This is a genomic window from Streptomyces sp. BB1-1-1, assembly GCF_031597775.1.
GTDB classification, from domain to species: domain Bacteria; phylum Actinomycetota; class Actinomycetes; order Streptomycetales; family Streptomycetaceae; genus Streptomyces; species Streptomyces thinghirensis.
This window is the reverse complement of record NZ_CP134203.1, coordinates 7,569,914-7,587,944: the sequence shown is the minus strand read 5'-3', so window position 1 is coordinate 7,587,944 and position 18,031 is coordinate 7,569,914. Positions and strand designations below refer to the sequence as shown.

At 73.2% G+C, this 18,031-nt stretch carries 17 protein-coding genes; 6 read left to right on the top strand and 11 right to left on the bottom strand.

The features are described 5' to 3' along the window. Positions 1–3 precede the first annotated feature (3 nt). Both RI578_RS34780 and RI578_RS34775 read right to left on the bottom strand, forming a co-directional pair. Positions 4–1,446, bottom strand: a complete 1,443-nt coding sequence (locus RI578_RS34780; protein WP_310874771.1) for an NAD-dependent succinate-semialdehyde dehydrogenase — start codon at positions 1,444–1,446, stop codon at positions 4–6. A gap of 20 nt (positions 1,447–1,466) precedes the next feature. Continuing rightward, positions 1,467–2,735, bottom strand: coding sequence for an aminotransferase class III-fold pyridoxal phosphate-dependent enzyme (locus tag RI578_RS34775; protein WP_310874770.1), 1,269 nt, complete (start codon positions 2,733–2,735; stop codon positions 1,467–1,469). Between the two features lie 221 nt (positions 2,736–2,956). Between RI578_RS34775 and RI578_RS34770 the strand changes: the two genes are divergently transcribed. After that, the gene (locus RI578_RS34770) at positions 2,957–4,594 is read left to right on the top strand and encodes a PucR family transcriptional regulator ligand-binding domain-containing protein (RefSeq protein WP_310874769.1); all 1,638 of its coding nucleotides are present in this window, start codon (positions 2,957–2,959) and stop codon (positions 4,592–4,594) included. Between the two features lie 5 nt (positions 4,595–4,599). Here the strand turns inward: RI578_RS34770 and RI578_RS34765 are convergent, their stop codons facing one another. After that, positions 4,600–5,214: a DUF6629 family protein gene (locus tag RI578_RS34765; RefSeq protein ID WP_310874768.1), complete on the bottom strand. Its 615-nt coding sequence runs from the start codon at positions 5,212–5,214 to the stop codon at positions 4,600–4,602. Positions 5,215–5,437: 223 nt separating this feature from the next. Here RI578_RS34765 and RI578_RS34760 point away from each other — a divergent pair, with 223 nt between their 5' ends. Beyond that, positions 5,438–6,118: a GPP34 family phosphoprotein gene (locus RI578_RS34760; RefSeq protein WP_310874767.1), complete on the top strand. Its 681-nt coding sequence runs from the start codon at positions 5,438–5,440 to the stop codon at positions 6,116–6,118. A gap of 32 nt (positions 6,119–6,150) precedes the next feature. On the opposite strand, the gene RI578_RS34755 is transcribed toward RI578_RS34760, so the two are convergent. Both RI578_RS34755 and RI578_RS34750 read right to left on the bottom strand, forming a co-directional pair. Then, positions 6,151–7,164 (bottom strand): hypothetical protein, encoded by a 1,014-nt coding sequence (locus RI578_RS34755; protein ID WP_310874766.1) that lies wholly within the window; start codon positions 7,162–7,164, stop codon positions 6,151–6,153. Between the two features lie 28 nt (positions 7,165–7,192). Next, on the bottom strand, positions 7,193–8,170 hold the full coding sequence (locus tag RI578_RS34750; RefSeq protein ID WP_310874765.1) for an LLM class flavin-dependent oxidoreductase: 978 nt from the start codon (positions 8,168–8,170) through the stop codon (positions 7,193–7,195). A 64-nt stretch (positions 8,171–8,234) separates the two neighbouring features. On the opposite strand from RI578_RS34750, the gene RI578_RS34745 reads away from it, so the two are divergent. Beyond that, positions 8,235–8,507, top strand: coding sequence for a helix-turn-helix transcriptional regulator (locus tag RI578_RS34745; RefSeq protein ID WP_310874764.1), 273 nt, complete (start codon positions 8,235–8,237; stop codon positions 8,505–8,507). A 53-nt stretch (positions 8,508–8,560) separates the two neighbouring features. Further along, positions 8,561–8,971, top strand: a complete 411-nt coding sequence (locus tag RI578_RS34740; protein ID WP_310874763.1) for a hypothetical protein — start codon at positions 8,561–8,563, stop codon at positions 8,969–8,971. Positions 8,972–9,071: 100 nt separating this feature from the next. Here RI578_RS34740 and RI578_RS34735 read toward each other — a convergent pair whose 3' ends face one another. Then, positions 9,072–9,251, bottom strand: a complete 180-nt coding sequence (locus RI578_RS34735; protein WP_210959286.1) for a hypothetical protein — start codon at positions 9,249–9,251, stop codon at positions 9,072–9,074. Between the two features lie 197 nt (positions 9,252–9,448). Between RI578_RS34735 and RI578_RS34730 the strand changes: the two genes are divergently transcribed. Together RI578_RS34730 and RI578_RS34725 are read left to right on the top strand one after the other, a co-directional pair. Next, positions 9,449–10,771 carry a pitrilysin family protein gene (locus tag RI578_RS34730; protein WP_310874762.1) on the top strand — a complete coding sequence of 441 codons (1,323 nt, stop codon included), beginning with the start codon at positions 9,449–9,451 and terminating at the stop codon, positions 10,769–10,771. Continuing rightward, complete coding sequence (locus RI578_RS34725) at positions 10,768–12,096, top strand: pitrilysin family protein (protein WP_310874761.1); 1,329 nt, start codon at positions 10,768–10,770, stop codon at positions 12,094–12,096. The genes RI578_RS34730 and RI578_RS34725 overlap by 4 nt, the downstream gene beginning before the upstream one ends. A gap of 275 nt (positions 12,097–12,371) precedes the next feature. On the opposite strand, the gene RI578_RS34720 is transcribed toward RI578_RS34725, so the two are convergent. The 5 genes from RI578_RS34720 to RI578_RS34700 form a co-directional block, all read right to left on the bottom strand. Further along, entirely contained in the window at positions 12,372–13,658 is a 1,287-nt protein-coding gene (locus RI578_RS34720) for an ABC transporter permease (protein WP_310874760.1), read from the bottom strand. Continuing rightward, positions 13,655–14,653, bottom strand: coding sequence for an ATP-binding cassette domain-containing protein (locus RI578_RS34715; protein WP_310874759.1), 999 nt, complete (start codon positions 14,651–14,653; stop codon positions 13,655–13,657). Before RI578_RS34715 ends, RI578_RS34720 begins: the two co-directional genes overlap by 4 nt. 71 nt (positions 14,654–14,724) lie before the next feature. Further along, on the bottom strand, positions 14,725–15,516 hold the full coding sequence (locus RI578_RS34710; protein ID WP_310874758.1) for a class I SAM-dependent methyltransferase: 792 nt from the start codon (positions 15,514–15,516) through the stop codon (positions 14,725–14,727). A gap of 18 nt (positions 15,517–15,534) precedes the next feature. Further along, the gene (locus tag RI578_RS34705) at positions 15,535–16,164 is read right to left on the bottom strand and encodes a flavoprotein (protein ID WP_310874757.1); all 630 of its coding nucleotides are present in this window, start codon (positions 16,162–16,164) and stop codon (positions 15,535–15,537) included. Continuing rightward, entirely contained in the window at positions 16,161–18,008 is a 1,848-nt protein-coding gene (locus RI578_RS34700) for an ABC transporter ATP-binding protein (RefSeq protein WP_310874756.1), read from the bottom strand. Before RI578_RS34700 ends, RI578_RS34705 begins: the two co-directional genes overlap by 4 nt. Positions 18,009–18,031 lie beyond the last annotated feature (23 nt).

Sequence of the window (18,031 nt, the reverse complement as noted above, 5' to 3'; positions counted from 1 at the left end):
TGGTCACCGTGCCGTCGGCATCGCGATGTACTGGTACTCCAGGAACTCCTCGATCCCCACCGTGCCGCCCTCCCGGCCGAGCCCGGACTGCTTGACGCCGCCGAAGGGCGCGGCCGGATTGGAGACGAGCCCGGTATTGAGGCCGACCATGCCGACCTCGAGGCGCTCGCTGACGCGCAGGGCGCGGTCGAGGCCCTCGGTGAAGACGTAGCCGACGAGTCCCCAGGGGGTGTCGTTGGCGCGGCGTACCACCTCGTCCTCGTCGTCGAAGGTGAGGATCGCCGCCACGGGGCCGAAGATCTCCGTACCCATCAGGCGGCTGTCCGGGCTGACGTCGGTGAGCACCGTGGGCGGGTAGAAGCAGCCGGGCCCTTCGGGCGTACGGCCGCCGCAGAGGACCCGCGCGCCGCGCTCCACCGCGTCGGACACCAGGTCCTCGACCTTGGCGCGCCCGGCGGCGTCGATGAGCGGGCCGACGTCGACCCCGTCCCGGGTGCCGGGGCCCACCACCAGCGCCTCCATCCGCCGGGCGAGGCGCCGCGCGAACTCCCCGGCCACCGAGCGGTGGACGAAGAACCGGTTGGCGGCGGTGCACGCCTCGCCCATGTTGCGCATCTTGGCGATCATCGCGCCGTCCACGGCCACGTCCAGGTCGGCGTCGTCGAGGACGATGAAGGGCGCGTTGCCGCCCAGCTCCATCGAGGCCCGTACGACCGTGTCGGCGCACTGGGCGAGCAGGAGCCGGCCGACCTGCGTGGAGCCGGTGAAGGACAGCTTGCGGATCCGCCCGCCGCGCAGAAGCGGTTCGCACACCTCCCCCGCCCGGGAGGTGGTGATCACGTTCAGTACGCCGTCCGGCAGTCCCGCCTCCTTGAGGATGGCGGCCAGGGCCAGACTGGAGAGCGGGGTCTGCGGGGCGGGCTTGAGCACCATCGTGCAGCCGGCCGCGATCGCCGGGCCGATCTTGCGGGTGCCCATGGCCAGCGGGAAGTTCCACGGTGTGATCAGCAGACAGGGCCCGACCGGGCGCCGGGAGAGCAGCATGCGGTTGCGTCCGTCGGGGAGGACGCCGTGGCCGCCGTCGACGCGGACGGCCTCCTCGGAGAACCAGCGGAAGAACTCCGCCGCGTACGCCACCTCTCCCCTGGCCTCGGTCAGCGGCTTGCCCATCTCGGCCGTCATCAGGTGGGCCAGCTCGTCGGTGCGGTCGAGGATGATCTCGTAGGCGCGGCGCAGGATCTCGCTGCGCTCCCGCGGTGCCGTACGGGCCCACTCCTCCTGCGCCTGGAGCGCCGCGTCCTGGGCAAGGCGGGCATCCTTGGGGCCCGCGTCGGCGACCTGGCAGAGGATCTCGCCGGTCGCGGGGTCGTCCACGGGCATGACGGCCCCGTCCGCGGCGTCCGTCCAGGCGCCGCCGACGAACAGCTGGGTCGGTGTGCCGGTCATGGGGTCCTTCCTCGCCGTGTTCATCGGTCCGCCGCTCCCGACGTGCCCGCCTCGACGGCGGCCGTCCACGCCCGGAGCCCCTCGTCGACGTCCGACTCGCCGATCACCAGTGCCGGGATCATCCGGACCACCTGGTTCCAGGCCCCGCAGAGCAGCAACAGCAGACCCTCGTCGACGGCGGCCCGCTGGACCCGGGCGGCGGTCTCGGGGTCCGGGTCGCCGTCCTCGGTGACGAACTCGCTGCCCAGCATCAGCCCCAGCCCGCGCACGTCCCCGACGGCCGGGGTCCGGGCCGCCACCGCCTCCAGCCCGTGGCGCAGCCGCGCCCCCATGGCCTCGGCGTTCTCCACGAGCTTCTCGTCGCGTACGACGTCGAGCGTGGCGCAGGCCGCCGCGCACGCCACCGCGTTGGCACCGTACGTGCCGCCCTGCGAGCCCGCCCACGCCTTGCGCATCAACTCCTCGGACGCGGCGATCCCGGACAGCGGGAATCCGCTGGCCAGGCCCTTGGCGGTGACGAGGATGTCCGGGGTGACACCGAAGTGCTCGTGGCCCCAGAAGCGGCCGGTGCGGCCCACGCCGGTCTGCACCTCGTCCAGGATCAGCAGGAAACCGTGCCGGTCCGCGCGTTCCCGCAGGCCCTCCATGAAGGCGCGGGTCGCGGGGACGTACCCGCCCTCGCCGAGTACCGGCTCGACGATGACGGCGGCGGTGTCGGCCGGCGAGGAGATGGTCTGGAGGGTGTAGTCGAGCTCCCGGAGGGCGAAGCGGGTGGCGGTCTCCTCGTCCCAGCCGTAGCGGTAGGCCGTCGGGAAGGGGGTGACGACCACGCCGCTCATCAGCGGTGAGAAGCCGGACCGGAAGCGGGTGCCGGAGGTGGTCATGGAGGCGGCGGCGACGGTACGGCCGTGGAATCCGCCGTGGCACACCAGGACGTTGGGCCGGCCGGTGGCCTGGCGGGCCAGGCGCAGCGCCGCCTCCACCGCCTCGCTGCCGGAATTGGTGAAGAACAGACTGTCCAGACCGGCCGGCAGCACCTCGCCGAGCTTGTCGACGAGGTGCCGCAGCGGCGGGTGCATGACGGTCGTGTACTGACCGTGGACCAGCGTGGCCACCTGCTCCTGGGCGGCGGCCACGACCCTGGGGTGGCAGTGCCCGGTGCTGGTGACTCCGATGCCGGCGGTGAAGTCCAGATAGCGGCGGCCGTCCTCGCCATGGATGTGGACGCCCTCGCCCCGGACGGCCACCACGGGCGTGGCCTGGCGAAGGTGCGGCGACAGTGCGGTCATGCTCGTCTCCCGGCCTGGTCGTCGGTTGTACTGCGGTTCCCCGAGCATGCCCGCGGTCCACGGCCGGACAACGCGTGATCTGTCCGGCCGGGGCCCGGCATCCGGACGATGTGTCAACCGACGCGGCCCCACCGCGTCCGTCGCCGGTGCCACGGACGCCGGATCGGCGCCCTTGCGCAGGTCAGCACGGCTTGTCAGAGTGGCGGGTGCAGGGAGGCACCGTGAGCGAGAACCAGCGCAGAGCCCCGGTACCGGAAGGCCGTCCGCTCACCGTGGCCGACGTGCTGGCGCTGCCCGTCCTGGCCGGTGGAGATCCGCGGGTGGTCACCGGCCGGGACCACACCGACCGTCCGGTCCGCTGGGTGCACATCACCGAACTGACGGACCCGGCCTCCTTCCTCAAGGGCGGCGAACTCGTCCTCACCACCGGCATGCCGCTGCCCGACGACCCCGCCGGTGTACGCCGCTACGTGGACGAACTGGCCGACGTCGGTGCCGCGGCCCTCGTCATCGAACTCGTCCGCCGCTACCACCGGCCGCCCGACGCCCTGGTCCACGCCTGCCGGTCACGCGGCCTGCCTCTCGTCACCCTCGCCAAGGACGTCAACTTCCTGGAGGTGACCCAGGTCGTCCACACGCTGATCCTCGGCAGCCAGGCGGACGCGATGCGCAGGACCCAGCGCGTCCACGAGGCGTTCACCGCCCTCACCCTGCGCGGCGCCGGCCCCGAAGACGTGCTGCGCGCCGCGGCGGAGATGAGCGGGCACACGGTCGTGCTGGAGAACCTGGTCCACCGGGCGATGGTCTGCGAACCCTCCGGCAGTACGACGGAGGCCGCGCTCACCGACTGGGAACGGCGTTCCCGGGCCACCCCGCCCGCCGACCACACCGCTCTGCGCGGCCCCGAGGGCTGGCTCGTGGCCCCGGTGGAGTACCAGGGCGAGGGCTGGGGGCGGGTGGCCATGCTCCCCGGCCCGTCCGACTCGGCCGCGTCCCCGGTCTTCGGGCCCGAGGACGTCACCGTGCTGGAGCGGACCGCGATGGCCCTCACCATCGCCCGTCTCACCCACCCCACGCCCTGGGAACGCACCGCGCACCGCAACGCCCTGCGCGACCTGGTCGAGCAGCGCCACCGCTCCCCCGCGGACGCGTGCGCCCGGGTCGCGGCGCTGGGGCTGCCCACGGAGCACACCCGCTTCGTCGCCGTACTCGTGGACGTCCCGGCGGCAGCGGACACCGCCAGGATCGAGGTCCACCTCGCCGAGGAACTGAGCGCCACGGGGGCCCCGGCGCTCGTCGGCCTCCTCGGTCCCTCCCGGCTCGGCGTTCTGCTGGCGCTGCGCCCGTCCCGGCCCTGGCGGCAGGCCGTCGAGCGGCTGAGCCGCACCGCACTGGGCCCGGCCCCGGGCGCGACCGTGTGCGCCGGCTCCCCGGCCACGGACCTCGCCGACGTCGCCCGCTCGTTCCGCGAGGCGGCCCGGGTGGCCGAGGCGACCGGGCCGGAACAGCCCCTCCCCCCGGACCGCTCCTTCCACGAACGGTCCGACATCGGTCTGCGCCGCCTGCTGTTCGCGCTCCGCGACGACACCCGGGTGCAGGAGTACGCGGAGCGGCAGCTGGGCCGGCTCCTCGACCACGACGCCCGCCACGGCACCGGCCTCCTGACGACCCTGCGCGGATACCTGGACGCCGCCGGCAACAAGACCGTCGCCGCCCGCGCCATCGGTGTGTCCCGGGAGACCGTCTACCAACGGCTGCGCACGATCGAGCGGTTGCTCGGCCGCGATCTCGAATCCGGCGAGCAGCGCACCGAACTCCACGTGGCGCTGCAGGCACTTGACGCCCTGCGAGGCCGCTGACCCGCTCACCGCGCCCGGCGCGCGTTCACCCAGCCGAGCAGGACCACCGAGCACACCGCCGCGAACGCGCACCAGGTCGAGACGAACTCCGTCCGCCACAGGACCCAGCAGACCAGCGCGCCCGCGCCGGCCAGGATTCCCAGCACGCGCAGGCCCCGGTCGCCGGACAGCAGCAGCGAGCCGACCGTGGCGACGAGGTAGCCCGCGGTCAGCACCGGGGCGTGGGGCAGGTCCACCACGTAACCGACGGTGTGGCCGCGGATCTCCGCCCGCACCGGGCGCGTGGCGAGTACGTACGCGAGCACCGCCGCGGTCGCGACTCCGACGGCGAGCGGCACGGTCAGCCCGCGCCGCGCGGACCGTGGCGCGGCGCACAGCACGCCGGCCGGTACCCAGAGCGCCAGCAGTGGCAGGGCCATGACCGTCCAGGCGAGGGTGGCCGGGCCGCTCCCTCCGTCCGAGGCCCAGACCGCCGCCTCGACCATCTGGTGCACTCCGAGCAGCAGGGGCAGCGCGGCAAGCGGAAGGTCACGGCCCCGTCGTGCCCGCGTCACGCAGGCCGCACCGACGGCGGCGATCCCGACACCCGCGACGAGGTCGGCCTCCGCGCTCCAGCACATGACTGCGTCCTCGGGTCGGCCGACGGGCCCTTCATCCTCACCGATCCGATACGGCACGAGCACGCCGACACGGCCGCCCCGTCGGTGAAGACCGGTGGCGACGACCGGTGGCGAAGACCGGTGGTGCGGGAACGGAAGTACGGGTAGGGACGTCCCAGAGAACGTAGGCGAGGATCTTCGTCGCCGACGCCCGGCCCCACCCGGACACCGGAGGAACGGACACATGGAAGCCCCCACGGAAACCCCCACCACCCTGGGCGAGCAGCTCCTGCTCATCTCGCTGGACGACGAGTCCGGCACCGCCAAGGAGTCGGCCAAGGTGGCCCCGGCGATCGCCGCGGCCTCGCTGGTGGAACTCGCGCTGGCCGGCCGGATCGACGTGACGGACGACAAGGTCACCGTCGTGGACGCCACTCCACTGGGCGAGCCCGCCCTGGACGCCGCGCTCGAAGCGGTCGCCGGCAAGGACCGGCCGGGCAGCACCAAGGACTGGATCAACCGGCTCAAGACCGACGCCGTGGCCCGGGCGAACACGGGCCTGATCGAGAAGGGGCTGGTCCGGGAGGAGAAGAAGAAGGTGCTCGGCCTCTTCCCCGTGCGCCGCTACCCGGAGGCCGACGGCTCGGTGGAGGCGGCGGTGCGGCAGCGCCTTGAGGAGGTCGTCCTGTCGGGCGCGGCACCGGACGAGCGTACGGCGAGCCTGGTCGCCCTCCTGCACGGAGCGAAGCTGCACCGTCTCGCCTTCCCCGGCGCCGACGCGCGCCGGGTCGAGGCGGCCATGGAGTCGGTCTCGCGGGGCCGGTGGTCGGCGACGGCGGTGCGCCACGTCGTGAAGGCCGCGGAGGACGCGCTGACGGCGATCATCGCGGTGACCGTGACGACGACGGTCGTCACGAACGGCTGACTTCAGTCGTCACGAACGGCTGACTTCAGTCGTCACGAACGGCTGACGCCCCACTGAAGGGCGGGGGCGCCGTCCTCGGTGAGCGTCTCCGCCAGCAGGTCGCAGTAGCGGTGCAGGTCCTCGTGCCAGCCGACGAACGAGGCGAAGTCCCGCATGTGGACGGCCAGCCGGAGGGTCGCCGCGCGCGCGGTGCCGGGCGGGAGGGCGGACGCACCGGCGGTGCCGGCACCGTCGGTGTACCCGGCGAGCAGGGCATGGGCCGCGGCCGGGTAGTCGACCGGCGGGCCCTGTCCGGCGGCGCCGAGGCCCCGGGCGGCGGCGGTGCGCAGTTCGTGCAGTTCCCCGAGGATCCAGCCGAGGTCGAGGGCCGGGTCGCCCCCGGTGACCTCCTCGCCGGTGAGCAGGGCGGCGTGGCCGCCGGCCGGCGAGGGGACCAGCCAGCCGGTGCTGGGCGCACCGTGCAGCAGGACCGCGTCTGCCCCGCCGGACGGTTCGTTCGCGGCCGCGGACCAGTCCGTCAGCCGCGCCCACAGCGAGGGACCGAGCCGGGTGCGGGCCTGCGCGCGCAGCCGGGTGGCATCGGGGCCGGTCTCCTCCCCCAGGATCCAGGCACGGAGCCGTCGCATGCCGGGGTGCGGCGGCCGCTCCGGGAACGCCCACGGCTCCCGGTGCAGTCGCCGCAGGGTCCTGCCCGCGTCCGCGAGCGCGCTCACCGAGAGCCGGAAGGCGGTGTCGTCGCCGGAGGGCAGCAGCCGGGCCACCGAGACCGCGCCCGGCACCCGGTACCGCACGCCCGGCCGCGCGGCACGGTCCGGCGCCGGGCCGGCGGCCCACTCCCCCAGAGCGAGCCGGGCACCGCGCCGGCCTTCCACCGTGTCACCGACGGCGGTGTCGACGCGCCGCAGTGCCGCGCCGACCGCCACGGAGGGAAGGCGCTGCGGGCGGGTGTGGGCCGGCCCGGGCGTGCGCAGCCAGCTGAATCCCGCGTCCCCGTGGTAGCGCACGGTGATCCGCAGGTAGCGGGTGCCGTACTCGCGCACGGTCACGGGCTCGGCTTCCGGGGCAACGGACGGCTCAGCCACCGTGCCGCCGCCGGACCGCCTCGATGATCTCCCCGACGTCCCGGAAGGCCGCGTCCCGGCCCTCGGTGAAGAGCACCCCGCCGCAGTTGAGGACCACCTCGTCCACCCCGGCGTCCCGGTACTCGTCGAGCCGGGCGGCGATGTGGTCCGCCGAGCCGAACACGTAGGTGCCGCTGTCCACCAGGGAGACGGCACCGGCCCTCGGGTCGGCGGGATCGGCCGGTACACCGGCCCGGCGCAGCATGTCCGTGTAGTGGTCGGCGGCCAGGTGTCCGGCGGCGGCCGTGTGCGCGAGGACGTACGGGTCCCGCCCGCCGCGTTCCACCGCGACATGGACGACGGTCGCGACGCGGCAGCGGGCGTCCCGGTCCTTGGCGCCTTCCTCCAGGGCGGGCAGCAGGGTGTCGGCGACGTATCCGGGCGGGGTCATCCAGGTGATGGCGACGTCCGCGACGCCGCCCGCGGTCCGGGCCATGTTGGGGCGCAGCACGCCCACGCCGACCTCCACCCCGGGGTGGTCCATGGGGATCAGCCGCCCGCGCAGCGCGTGGTAGTCGCCCGCGTGGTCGACGATCTCCCCGTCGAGCAGGGAGCGGACCGTGCGCAGGTAGTCCGCGGCCATCGTGCGCGGGCTGGCATAGGGGCGTCCGTTGAGGCTGCGTACGAACGCCGGTGCGCCGACCCCGTATCCGGCCACCACCGTCCGGCCGGTCATCAGGGCCAGGGAGCGGGCCTGGAGGGCGGCCTCGTACGGATGGCGCAGCGGCATCAGGGTCACGCCGGTGCCGACGGGGACGCGTATCCCGGCGCCCGCGAGATGGGCGAACGCCTGGTGGGTCTCGACCTTGAGCGACTGGCCCGTCCACAACCGGCGCGCGCCGGTGTCCCGCACCAGTTCGGCGTAGGGCCGCAGGGCGTCCGGGGTGTCGGGCATGTTCGGCACGAGCATGCTCGGGAGCACGGCGGTCACAGGTAAGCACACCCTTCTGTAGCGGTTTCTTGACGACCTGTTGTGTTACTACTACATTTCTCGCATGAGCCCAGTGAGTCATCGCGAGGGAATGCCGATCTACAACCAGCTGAGAGTGCTGCGCGCGGAGCGCGGTCTCAGCAGGGTCGCGCTGGCGGAACTGGTGGAAGTGCATCCGCAGACCATCGGCGCCATCGAGCGGGGCGACTACTTCCCGAGTCTCGATCTGGCGTTCCGCTTCAGCGACGTGTTCGAACTTCCGGTCGAAGCGATCTTCAGTCGTAAGCCCTTCGTCCCGCTCTCCGCCCAGCTGTACAAGAAGGAGGAACGCCCGTGAGTGGGGAAGGTTCTGACGTGACGACGGGCCCGGTCCGCAGCCCCATGCGCCCCGTGGCACTCTCACTGTGCGCGCTGAGCGCCGCCATGGTGGTGCTGTCACTCGTCTCGGACGGCAACGCGTTCTCCGACTCGTGGTGGCTCGTGGGCTTCGTTCTCTGGCTGCTGCTGTGGGGCGTGCTGCGTTCGATGACGCGCGGCGTGGCCGAGCGGCCGGTGGCGGGACTGGACGAACGCGAGCGCGGACTGCGCGACCGGGTCTCCTTCATCGGATACCAGTGCGCGGTCGCCTCCGGCATGGCCGTCGTCCTGCTCATGGTCGTCTTCCAGAACGAGCCCGGGATGATCGAGCGGATGCCCGGGCTGCTGACCACGCTGATGCTGACGTCATCGGCGCTGCCCTCCATCATCCTGGGGTTCTCCGACACCGGCGTCGAGGACGCCGAGGCCGGTGCCGACGAGTGATCCGACCGCCGGAAACCGGCGACCCGCTATCGTGCGACAGGGCGGGTGCCCACCGATTGCGGCGGTGGGCACCCGCCCTGTTCTCAGCGGGTCACGCGGTTCAGCAGGAGTGGTCGAAGGTGTTGTCGATCGACACCGCCGAGACGGCGGACGCGGCGGAGATGCACGCCTGCGACGAGGTGGTGATGGTGATGGTGGCGCCCGGGGCCTCGACCGCCGGAACGATCTCGTCGGCGGCGGCGTAGGTGGAGTAACCGCTGATGAGGGACTGGGTGTTCATGATGACTCCCGTTGGGTGATAGCGGAATCGAATGGCGGCCGGATCGGCGATTTCCGCAATCGCGTTCTCCGGCCGTGGCTGAACCATTTCCCGGCCGGCGCCGCGATGGCAATGGAGTTGGCCGCATGCGGACAGTGGCCGCAATCGGTCAACGTCTCGCGTTGAGTGGGCACTTGACCCGGCCTATGCTCGCCCGGATGATCCGAACTCAGCTGCGCCGCCTGGTATTGGACAATGGTCTGCGGATACTGCTGGCACCGAATCCCGTGGGTGCCTCGGTCGGCGTCGCGGTGCACTACGGCGTCGGTTTCCGGACCGAACCCGAGGGGCGTACGGGCCTCGCGCACCTCTTCGAGCACCTGGTGTTCCAGGGCGGCCGCGATGCCGCACCCGAGGGGTACCTGCCCCGGGTGCAGCGCGCCGGCGGTTTCGGCGACGCCAGAACCCGCCAGGACGTGACCGTCTACTACGCCGCCGCCCCGGCCTCCGCGCTGGAAATGCTGCTCGCGCTCGAAGCGGACCGAATGCGCTCCCCCGGTATTTCCGAGCGAACCCTGCGCACACAGACCGCGGTGATCGACGAGGAGATACGCCTCATGGTCCGCAACCGTCCGTACGGCGCATTCCCCTGGGTGCTGCCGCGCGTCCTGCACTCCCGGGCGGAGAACACCAGGGACGGGTACGGCGAAACCGTCGACCTGGCGGCCTTCGACGTCCCGCTGTGCGAGCGGTTCTTCGCCGACCACTACGGTCCCGGCAATGCCGTGCTGACACTGACCGGCGCGTTCGACCCGGCGGCGGCGGAGCGTCTGGTGCGCGGGCACTTCGAGGCCCTGCCGGCGCGTCCGCCGGTGGCCGCGCCCGACACCCACGAGCCGTTGCCGGACCGGGAGCGGCGGCTGACGGTCACCGACCCGCACGCCGGTCCGCCCGCCGTTGCGGTGGGCTACCGGATGCCGGACCCGGTGACCGAGCGCGCCGATTACCTCGCCCACCTGGTCCTGGCCGCACTGCTCGGGCAGGGCAGGCAGGCACTGCTGCGTCGCGGGCCGGCCGCTGCGGCGGAGGTGTCGAGCCTCTCGGTGGGCTGCGGTCTGTTCGGGCTGCCGCTGGACACGACGGGGCCCGATCTGCTGACCCTGTTCGCGGTGCACGAGAGCCAGCACGGCGCGGAGAACGTCCTGGCCTCGCTGGACGGCACGCTGGAGGCGCTGGCCAGGGACGAGGTCGACGCCGGTCTGCTTCGGGCCACGACCGCCCGCTGGGCCGCCGGGGCACTGCGCGAGCTCGGTGACCCGGGCACCCGGGCCCAGCTGCTCGGCCTGCGCGAAGCGCTGTTCGGCGAGGCCGAGCTGACGCCGGCGCTGCCGGAGCTGGTACGCACCGGGGTGACCGGGGCACAGGTGAGCCGCGCGGCCGCCCGACTCGCCTCCTCGCACCGGGCGGTGGTGCGCTTCGCGCCCGCGGAGGCCGCGCCGCGAGGCACCGCACGTGCCGCGCGCGAGAAGGCGGCGGCATGACCGGGGGCGCGGCGCACAGCCCCCTTCGTGACGCCCCGGACGCGCGGCTGCCGCTGCCCGACGCCGACATCGTCCTCGGCAACGGGCTGCGGGTGGTGGTCTGTTCGGCTCCCGTCGTTCCCCTCGTCGAGGTCCGGCTCACCGTCCCGTACGCCGCGACGGAACCCGGTGAGGTGACCCGGTGCCAACTGCTGGCCGCCGTCCTGCTGCGAGGCACCGCGCACCGGGACGCGGACGGCTACGACGCGGCACTCGCCGCGCACGGCGCCACCCTGAACGCCGCCGCGGACGCGGACAAGCTCACCGTCGCCGGGCACACCATGGCCGACGCCCTGCCCGCCGTACTCGCCCTGCTGGCCGAGACCGTCCGCGAACCGCGGTTGACCCGGGACGTCGTCCTCCCCGAACGCGAGGCGCTGGCACGCCGAGTACGGCTGGCCACCCACCAGCCGGCGGCCCTCGCGCAGCACGCGCTGCTGCGGAGGCGGTACGGCGAGGAGGCCGCCGCCCGCCGGCAGCCGGCGCCCGAACAGGCCGCCGCCTGCACACCGGACGACCTGGCCGAGTTGCACGCGCGGCACCTGGGCGCCCGGGGCGCGGTGCTCGTGCTGGTCGGAGACTTGCGGCCGGAGGAAGCCGTCGCCGCGGTCACCGACACGTTCGGGTCGTGGGCGGCCGGAGCGACCGCCGGGGCGCCCGAGGTGCCGTCGTGGTTTCCCGGCGGGCCGCTGCGCGGGGTGGAGCGTCCGGGCGCCGTCCAGAGCGTGATCCGGCTGGCCGCCCCCGCGCTGCCCCGCACGGACCCGGGTTACCCGGCCCTGCATCTGGCGCAGTTGGTCTTCGGTGGGTCCTTCGCCTCCCGGCTGGTCACGCGCCTGCGGGAGGAGAAGGGGTACGCCTACCAGCTCGGGTCCGGCGTGGAGTCGGTGCCGGGCGCCTCCACGCTGATGGTCGAGGCCGACACGGCCGCCGAGCACACGGTGCCGGCCCTCGCGGTGATCAAGGCCGAGCTGGAGCGCATGGCGGCCGAGCCGCCGTCGGTGCGGGAGGTCGACGCCGCCCGGAGTTACGCGGCCGGCTCCACGGCGACCGCGATGTCGTCCCCGGGCGCGCTGGCGTCCGGCCTGGCGAACCTGCTGCACGCCGGAGTCGGTTCCGACTGGCTGCACGACTGGGGGCCGCTGCTGGCGGGCGTGCCCCACGACGCGGTCGTCGAGGCGGCTCGCCGGTTCTTCCGGCCCGCGCGTTTCACGGGTGTGGTCGTCGCCGACGAAGCGGCGGTGGCGCCGCTGCGCCTGGGCGCCACCGGGGAACTCGCCTTCTGACGGCTGGAGGGGGCGGTGCCGCCGAGTGGTTCGACTCGGCGGCACCGCCCGCTCCGCGTCGTGAGCGGATCGGGCGGGTCAGCCCCGGCTCTTCCTGATCCCCGCGATGACGGCGACCAGAAGGGCGATGCCGATGGCGATCCAGAGGGCGGTGCTCATGAGGGACTCCTCGTTTGTCGGGCGGCCCGGCGGGCCAGGTGGTGGTGTTCCGGACAGGGATGGAGGGCTGGCGGAGGGGGACGGATGACGGGGGACGACTGACAGGGGGCGGCTTCCTAACGCAGCCGCAGCGCTTCGGCGAGCGGAACCCTGGAGCCGCTGCGCAACACGCTGTTGGCGTACATCCGTCCGGCGACCCGGGTCATCCCGGCCAGCGCGGCGACCGCCAGCACCAGGGAAAGGGCGATCTGCCAGACGGCAGCGGTGCCGAGCAGTATGCGGGCCGGCATCAATATCGGGCTGAGCGGCGGCAGCAGCGACAGCCACTCGATCAGCGGGTCGTGGGCGTCCTTGCTCAGCAGGGCTATGCCCAGCACGAACGGCGTGGTGATGAGCAGCATCACCGGTTGGGCCACACCCTGGAGGTCCTCCTGCCGGGAGACCCGCGCGGCCGCCGCGGCCAGCATGGCGGCGAAGAGGAAGAAGCCGAGGAGGAACCAGACGCCCAGCGTCACCAGCGTCCCGCCCACGGCGGTCGGCAGGGTGACGGCGCCGGTGCCCTGGGCGAGCGCCACCGCCGCGCCGCCGAGCAGCACGAGCTGGGTCAGGCCGACCACGGCCACGCCGATCAGTTTCCCGGCGAGGAGTTGCCAGGGGCGGATGGTGGACAGGAGCAGCTCCACGACGCGGCTGGTCTTCTCCTCCACCACGCCCTGCGCCAGCATGATCCCGTAGAAGACGAAGAAGAAGTACAGCAGGCCGGTGGAGGCGAGGATCAGCGCGAACTGCTCGGCGGCGCTGTTCTCCGAGGGCTCCAGCGCGGCCACCCGCACGGTGGACGATGCCACGCGTTCCCGGAACTCGGCGGGATCCAGGCCCGCGCGTTCCAGTTCCCTGGAGGTGCGCTCCTCGGCGGCCGCGGCCCGCACCACGGCGAGCAGCTCCTCGTCCGCCTCGTGCTCCACGGACAGCGTGAGCCGCCCGTCGGCGCTGCCGATCACGGCGGAGAGTTCCCCGTCGCGCAGGAGCCGGTCGGTGCGGTCGCCGTCGACGGTGACGAAGTCGAAGTCGCCCGTCTTCTCGGCCACCGCGGCGAGCGCCGGGCGCAGTGCCGAGGCCTCCCGCTCGACGCCGATCCTGGCCGGGCCGTCCTTGGAGACGATGATGATCAGGGCGTAGGCGCCGAGTCCGAGCAGCAGCCCCAGGGTGCTCAGGACGAACGACTTCGTCCGCATCCTGCTGCTGATCTCCCGCCGGGCGACCAGGCCGACCGCTCGGCGGGCCGACAGCGCGCCGGGGCCGGGCCGCGGTCCCGCGGTGTCCCGGTCGGGGGCGCCGGCCCGTTCGCCGTCCGGTGCGTGCTGGCCGTTGGCCCCGCCCGGCGCTCGTGCCACCGTGCTCATCGCTCTCCGCCCCCGGCCCCGTCGCCCGCCGTCCGTCCGACGGCCGCCGTCGCGCCCGCGCCGGCCGTCCCCTCGGCGTCCTCCTCGGGCTCGCCCGTCCTGGTGACCAGGTCGCGGTACAGCTCGGTCAGCGGCGGGTGCTCGGACACGAAGGCGGAGACCGGCCCGGTGGCCAGCGCGGCGTGCAGCACCCGCTGGTCGTCCGCGCCCTTGGCCAGGCGGAGCCGCGTACGGGTGCCCTCGCGGCTGACGACCTCCACGCCGGCCAGCCCCTCGGTCCAGTTCTCGCCCGCCTGCGGGGCGTCGACCAGCAGCCGTCGGTCGGCGTTCTCGCTCAGCTCCCGGACCGTCCCGCAGGCGATGAGCCGGCCGCCGCCGACGATGCCCACCCGGTCGCAGACGCGCTCGACGAGCGACAGCTGATGGCTGGAGAACATGACGGGCACCCCGTCGGCCGCCCGCTCCGCGAGCACGTCGCGCATGACGTCCACCGCCACCGGATCGAGGCCGGAGAACGGTTCGTCGAGTACCAGCGCCTTCGGCCCGTGGACCAGCGCCGCGGCCAGCTGGACTCGCTGCTGGTTGCCGAGGCTGAGGTTCTGGACCTCCTCCGAGGCGTAGGAGGACAACTCCAGCCGCTCGATCCACCGGCCCGCGGCCGTCCGCGCGGCGCCCGGCGACAGGCCGTGCAGCTCGCCCAGGTACCGCAGTTGTTCAGCGACTTTCATACGCGGATAGAGGCCGCGCTCCTCGGGCATGTAACCGAACCGCCTGCGGTCGGCGAAGCCGACCGGACGGCCGAGCCACCGGACCTCGCCCGCGTCGGGCGTGAGGACTCCGAGGACGATCCGCATCGTGGTGGTCTTCCCGGCCCCGTTGCTGCCCACGAAGCCGAACAACTCACCGGCGCGGATGTCGAAGGTCATGTCGTCCACGGCCCGGCGTCTGCCGTAACTCTTCCGTACGCCATCGACCTCCAGCGCCGGCACGGCCATGTCACACACCTCCCGATGCAATGTGTTAACTGAGTGGAGTATTGCGTTAACACAACAGTCCGTCAAGTTGGTCAGACGGTTTGGCGCTCCACCACATAGACGTGCTTCTCCGCCTGGTCCGTGACGGGGCTGCGGTCCCAGTCGGCCCAGCGGCCGATCACGCGCAGTCCCGCGAGCCGGGCCATCACGTCGAACTCGGCGGGCCAGGCGTACCGGCTGACCTCGGGCACCTTCCGCAGCCGGCCGGAGCCCATGACCGTGTGGACGACCAGTACGGACTGGAGCGCCTGGTTCACCTGGATCGTGTCGAGCAGCAGCGCGTCCGGCGCCAGGTGTCCGACCCTGGTCGTCGCCTCGGTGAGCCGGTGGTAGACCTGCGGGTTGTACGTCTCGAAGACCGCGGCCCCGCCGTCCGCGAGCGCGTCGTGGATGCCGCGCAGGCAGTCGATCTGCTGCTCCTGGGTGGGCAGCATGAAGAAGGTGTTGAGCGCGGTGAGGACGAGGTCGTACCGCTCCTCGACGGCCAGCGCGGCGAAGTCGCCCACGGCGGTGGTGACTTCGCCCGTGGTGTCGTTCTCGTGGAGTTTCGCCAGCATCGCGGGGGACGCGTCCACGCCGTGCACCCGGTAGCCGTGTGCGGCCAGCGGGATCGCCAGCCGGCCGGTGCCGACGCCCAGTTCGAGCAGCGAGGCGGGGGCGGGGCGCAGCTCCTGGAGGAAGGCGACCATGGACTCGACGGCGGGTCCGGAGGTGGGATAGAGCGAGTCGTAGATGTCCGCGAGCGACTCCCCGTAGGCGCTGCTGGCGCTGCTGTCGTCGGAGTGCGGCCGCTGCCGGGTCTGCCGGGGTGTTTCCGTGGTCATGGTTGCCTCCGTGAGGTGTCAGGCGGGTGCGTGTTCCTGGTCGGGCCCGGGGTGGCCGCCGAGGTCGGCCGCCTCCAGTTCCGCCCGCAGGCCGTCGGCCGCGGCCAGCACTTCGGGGAAGGACGCGGGCGCCCACGCCTCGCGCTTCCCACTGGTCGTACTGCGGCCGGGATGCGGTGGTACGACGACCACGTTCCGGCGCGCGCGGAGTCTGGCGGTGTGTTCCGCGTACGCCACGCTCTCCGCGCCACCGGGTGGCAGCGCGGGTGCCAGCGCGATCGCGGCCCGGGTGCACTGGAGTGCGAGGACGGAGGGCGAGTCGCCCAGTCCGGTGGCCAGCCTGGCCAGGTAGTTCAGCGTCGCCGGCAGCACCACGACCGCGTCGGGCCACTGGGCGAGGTCGACGTGCCGGGCCCTGGGCTCCGGCTCGTCGGGCCACCGGTCGGTCAGTACGTCGCAGCCGCCGATGGCGGTCAGCGCCTCCCGGGTGACGAACCTGGTGGCCGCCCCGGTCAGTACGTAGCGGACCTCCGTCCCGGGGTGGCCGGCCTTCAGCCAGCTCGCCCAGAACGGGAGATGCGCGGCGGTCACCGAGCCCGTCCCGATCACCAGCAGGCGGCGCGCGCCCACCGGTTCGACACCGGTCACCGGGCCACCGCCCCGGCCACCGGTGCGGACGCGGCCGGCCCGCCGGACGGAGTGGCGGCGGGACCGGCCGGGCCGGTACCGGCCGCGCGCCGCGCCGGGCCGCGCAGCGACTGTCCGTGCACCAGCTCCTGGTAGAGGGTGGAGCGCGTCAGCAACTCCTCGTGCGTACCCCGGTCGACGATGCGGCCCTCGTCCACGACCACGATCAGATCGGCGTCCTGCACCGTGGAGATGCGGTGCGCGACCACGATCACGGCGCGCTCGGCCGCGAGCGTGCGCATCAGCGCCCGCAGCCTCTCCTCGTTCTCGCTGTCGAGCTGCGAGGTCGGTTCGTCGAAGATGACGATGCGCGTGTCCCGCAGCAGGACGCGGGCGGCCGCGAGCCGCTGCCGCTGGCCTCCCGACAGGTCCTCGGCCCGGCCCAGCTCGGTGTCCAGGCCGTCCGGCAGCGCCTCAACGGCGCCGCGCAGCGCCAGCGCCTCCAGCGCCCGCCACAGCTCCGCGTCCGGGAGGGCACCCCGCTCGTCGTCCCGCCCGAGCTGGAGGTTCTGCCGCACCGTGCCTTCCACCAGGGTGAAGCTCTGGTCGACGTAACTGATCTCGCCGCGCAGCTGGTGCAGGGGCCACTGCTCGACCGGGCGCCCGCAGACGGAGATACGGCCCGACTCCGGCAGGAGGAAGCGCTCGGTGAGTGCGAGCAGCGTCGTCTTGCCCGCCCCGGACGGCCCGACGATGGCGGTGAGCCCCCGTGCGGGGGCCGCGAAGGCCGCCTCGTGGATGATGGTGCGCCCGCCGTCCGTGTAGGTGACCGCGTCGAACTCCACCGCGGGCGCCGTCGGTGACGGCTCGACCGGGGAGGTGGCCCCGGAGCTCTCGGGGGCGACGGTGAGCACGCTGTTGAGCCGGCCGCGCGCGGCCAGGCCGCTCTGCATCCGCGCCACACCCGAGACCAGCATGGTCAACGGCGCGACGAGTTGCAGCAGATAGACGATGAAGGCGGCGAACTCGCCGATGCCCAGGTCCCCGGAGGCGAGCCGGGCTCCGCTGGTGACCATCACCGCGATGATCGAGAGCTGCTGGCCGAACTGCATGGTGGGTCCGACCAGGGCGGTCACCCGCGCGACCGATACGGCGGCCCGGCGCGCGTCCTCGACGCTGTGGCCCAGCGTGGACGCCACCTGGCGTTCGGCGAGGAACGCCTTGACGGTGGGCAGGGACAGCACGGCCGCCGTCATCTGCTGCGACATCGTCCCGATGGCGTTCTGCTGGCGTTCCACACCGCTGCGGATCGACCGCACGCACAGGAAGATGCCGGCACCGGCGAACGTGAAGGTCGCGAGCACGACGAGCAGCAGGACCCAGTCCAGCACGCCCATGGCGATCAGGGTGCCCACCGCCAGGAAGAGCGAGGACGGTATCTGCGCCACGCCGACGTCCACCACGGAACGCAGCTGTGTGCTGTCGGAGTTGGCGCGGGCGACCAGATTGCCGGCCCCCTCGCGCCGCACCCTGCGCAGCGGCAGGGTCAGGATGTGCGAAATGACGCGGAACCGGGCCTCGGAGACCAGGCCCTCACCGGCACGGGCGAGCAGGTAGGAGGAGAGCGCCGACGCCAGCCCCGCGCCCACCGCGAGGCCCGCCATCATGAGCAGCGGGCCGACGGGGCGTTCGTCCTCCGCGAGCGCCATCACCAGGTCGCGGACCTGGAGCGGGAGGACGAGGGTGGCGGCGGCGGACAGCAGACTCAGCACCACCGCGGCGGCGACGGTGGCCTTGCGGCCCTTCAGCAGCTGTGTGAAGACCCGTAGTTCGTCGGTGCCGTCCGGGCTTGGTTCTCTGGCCATGGTGAGGGCCTTCCTGCAGTGTG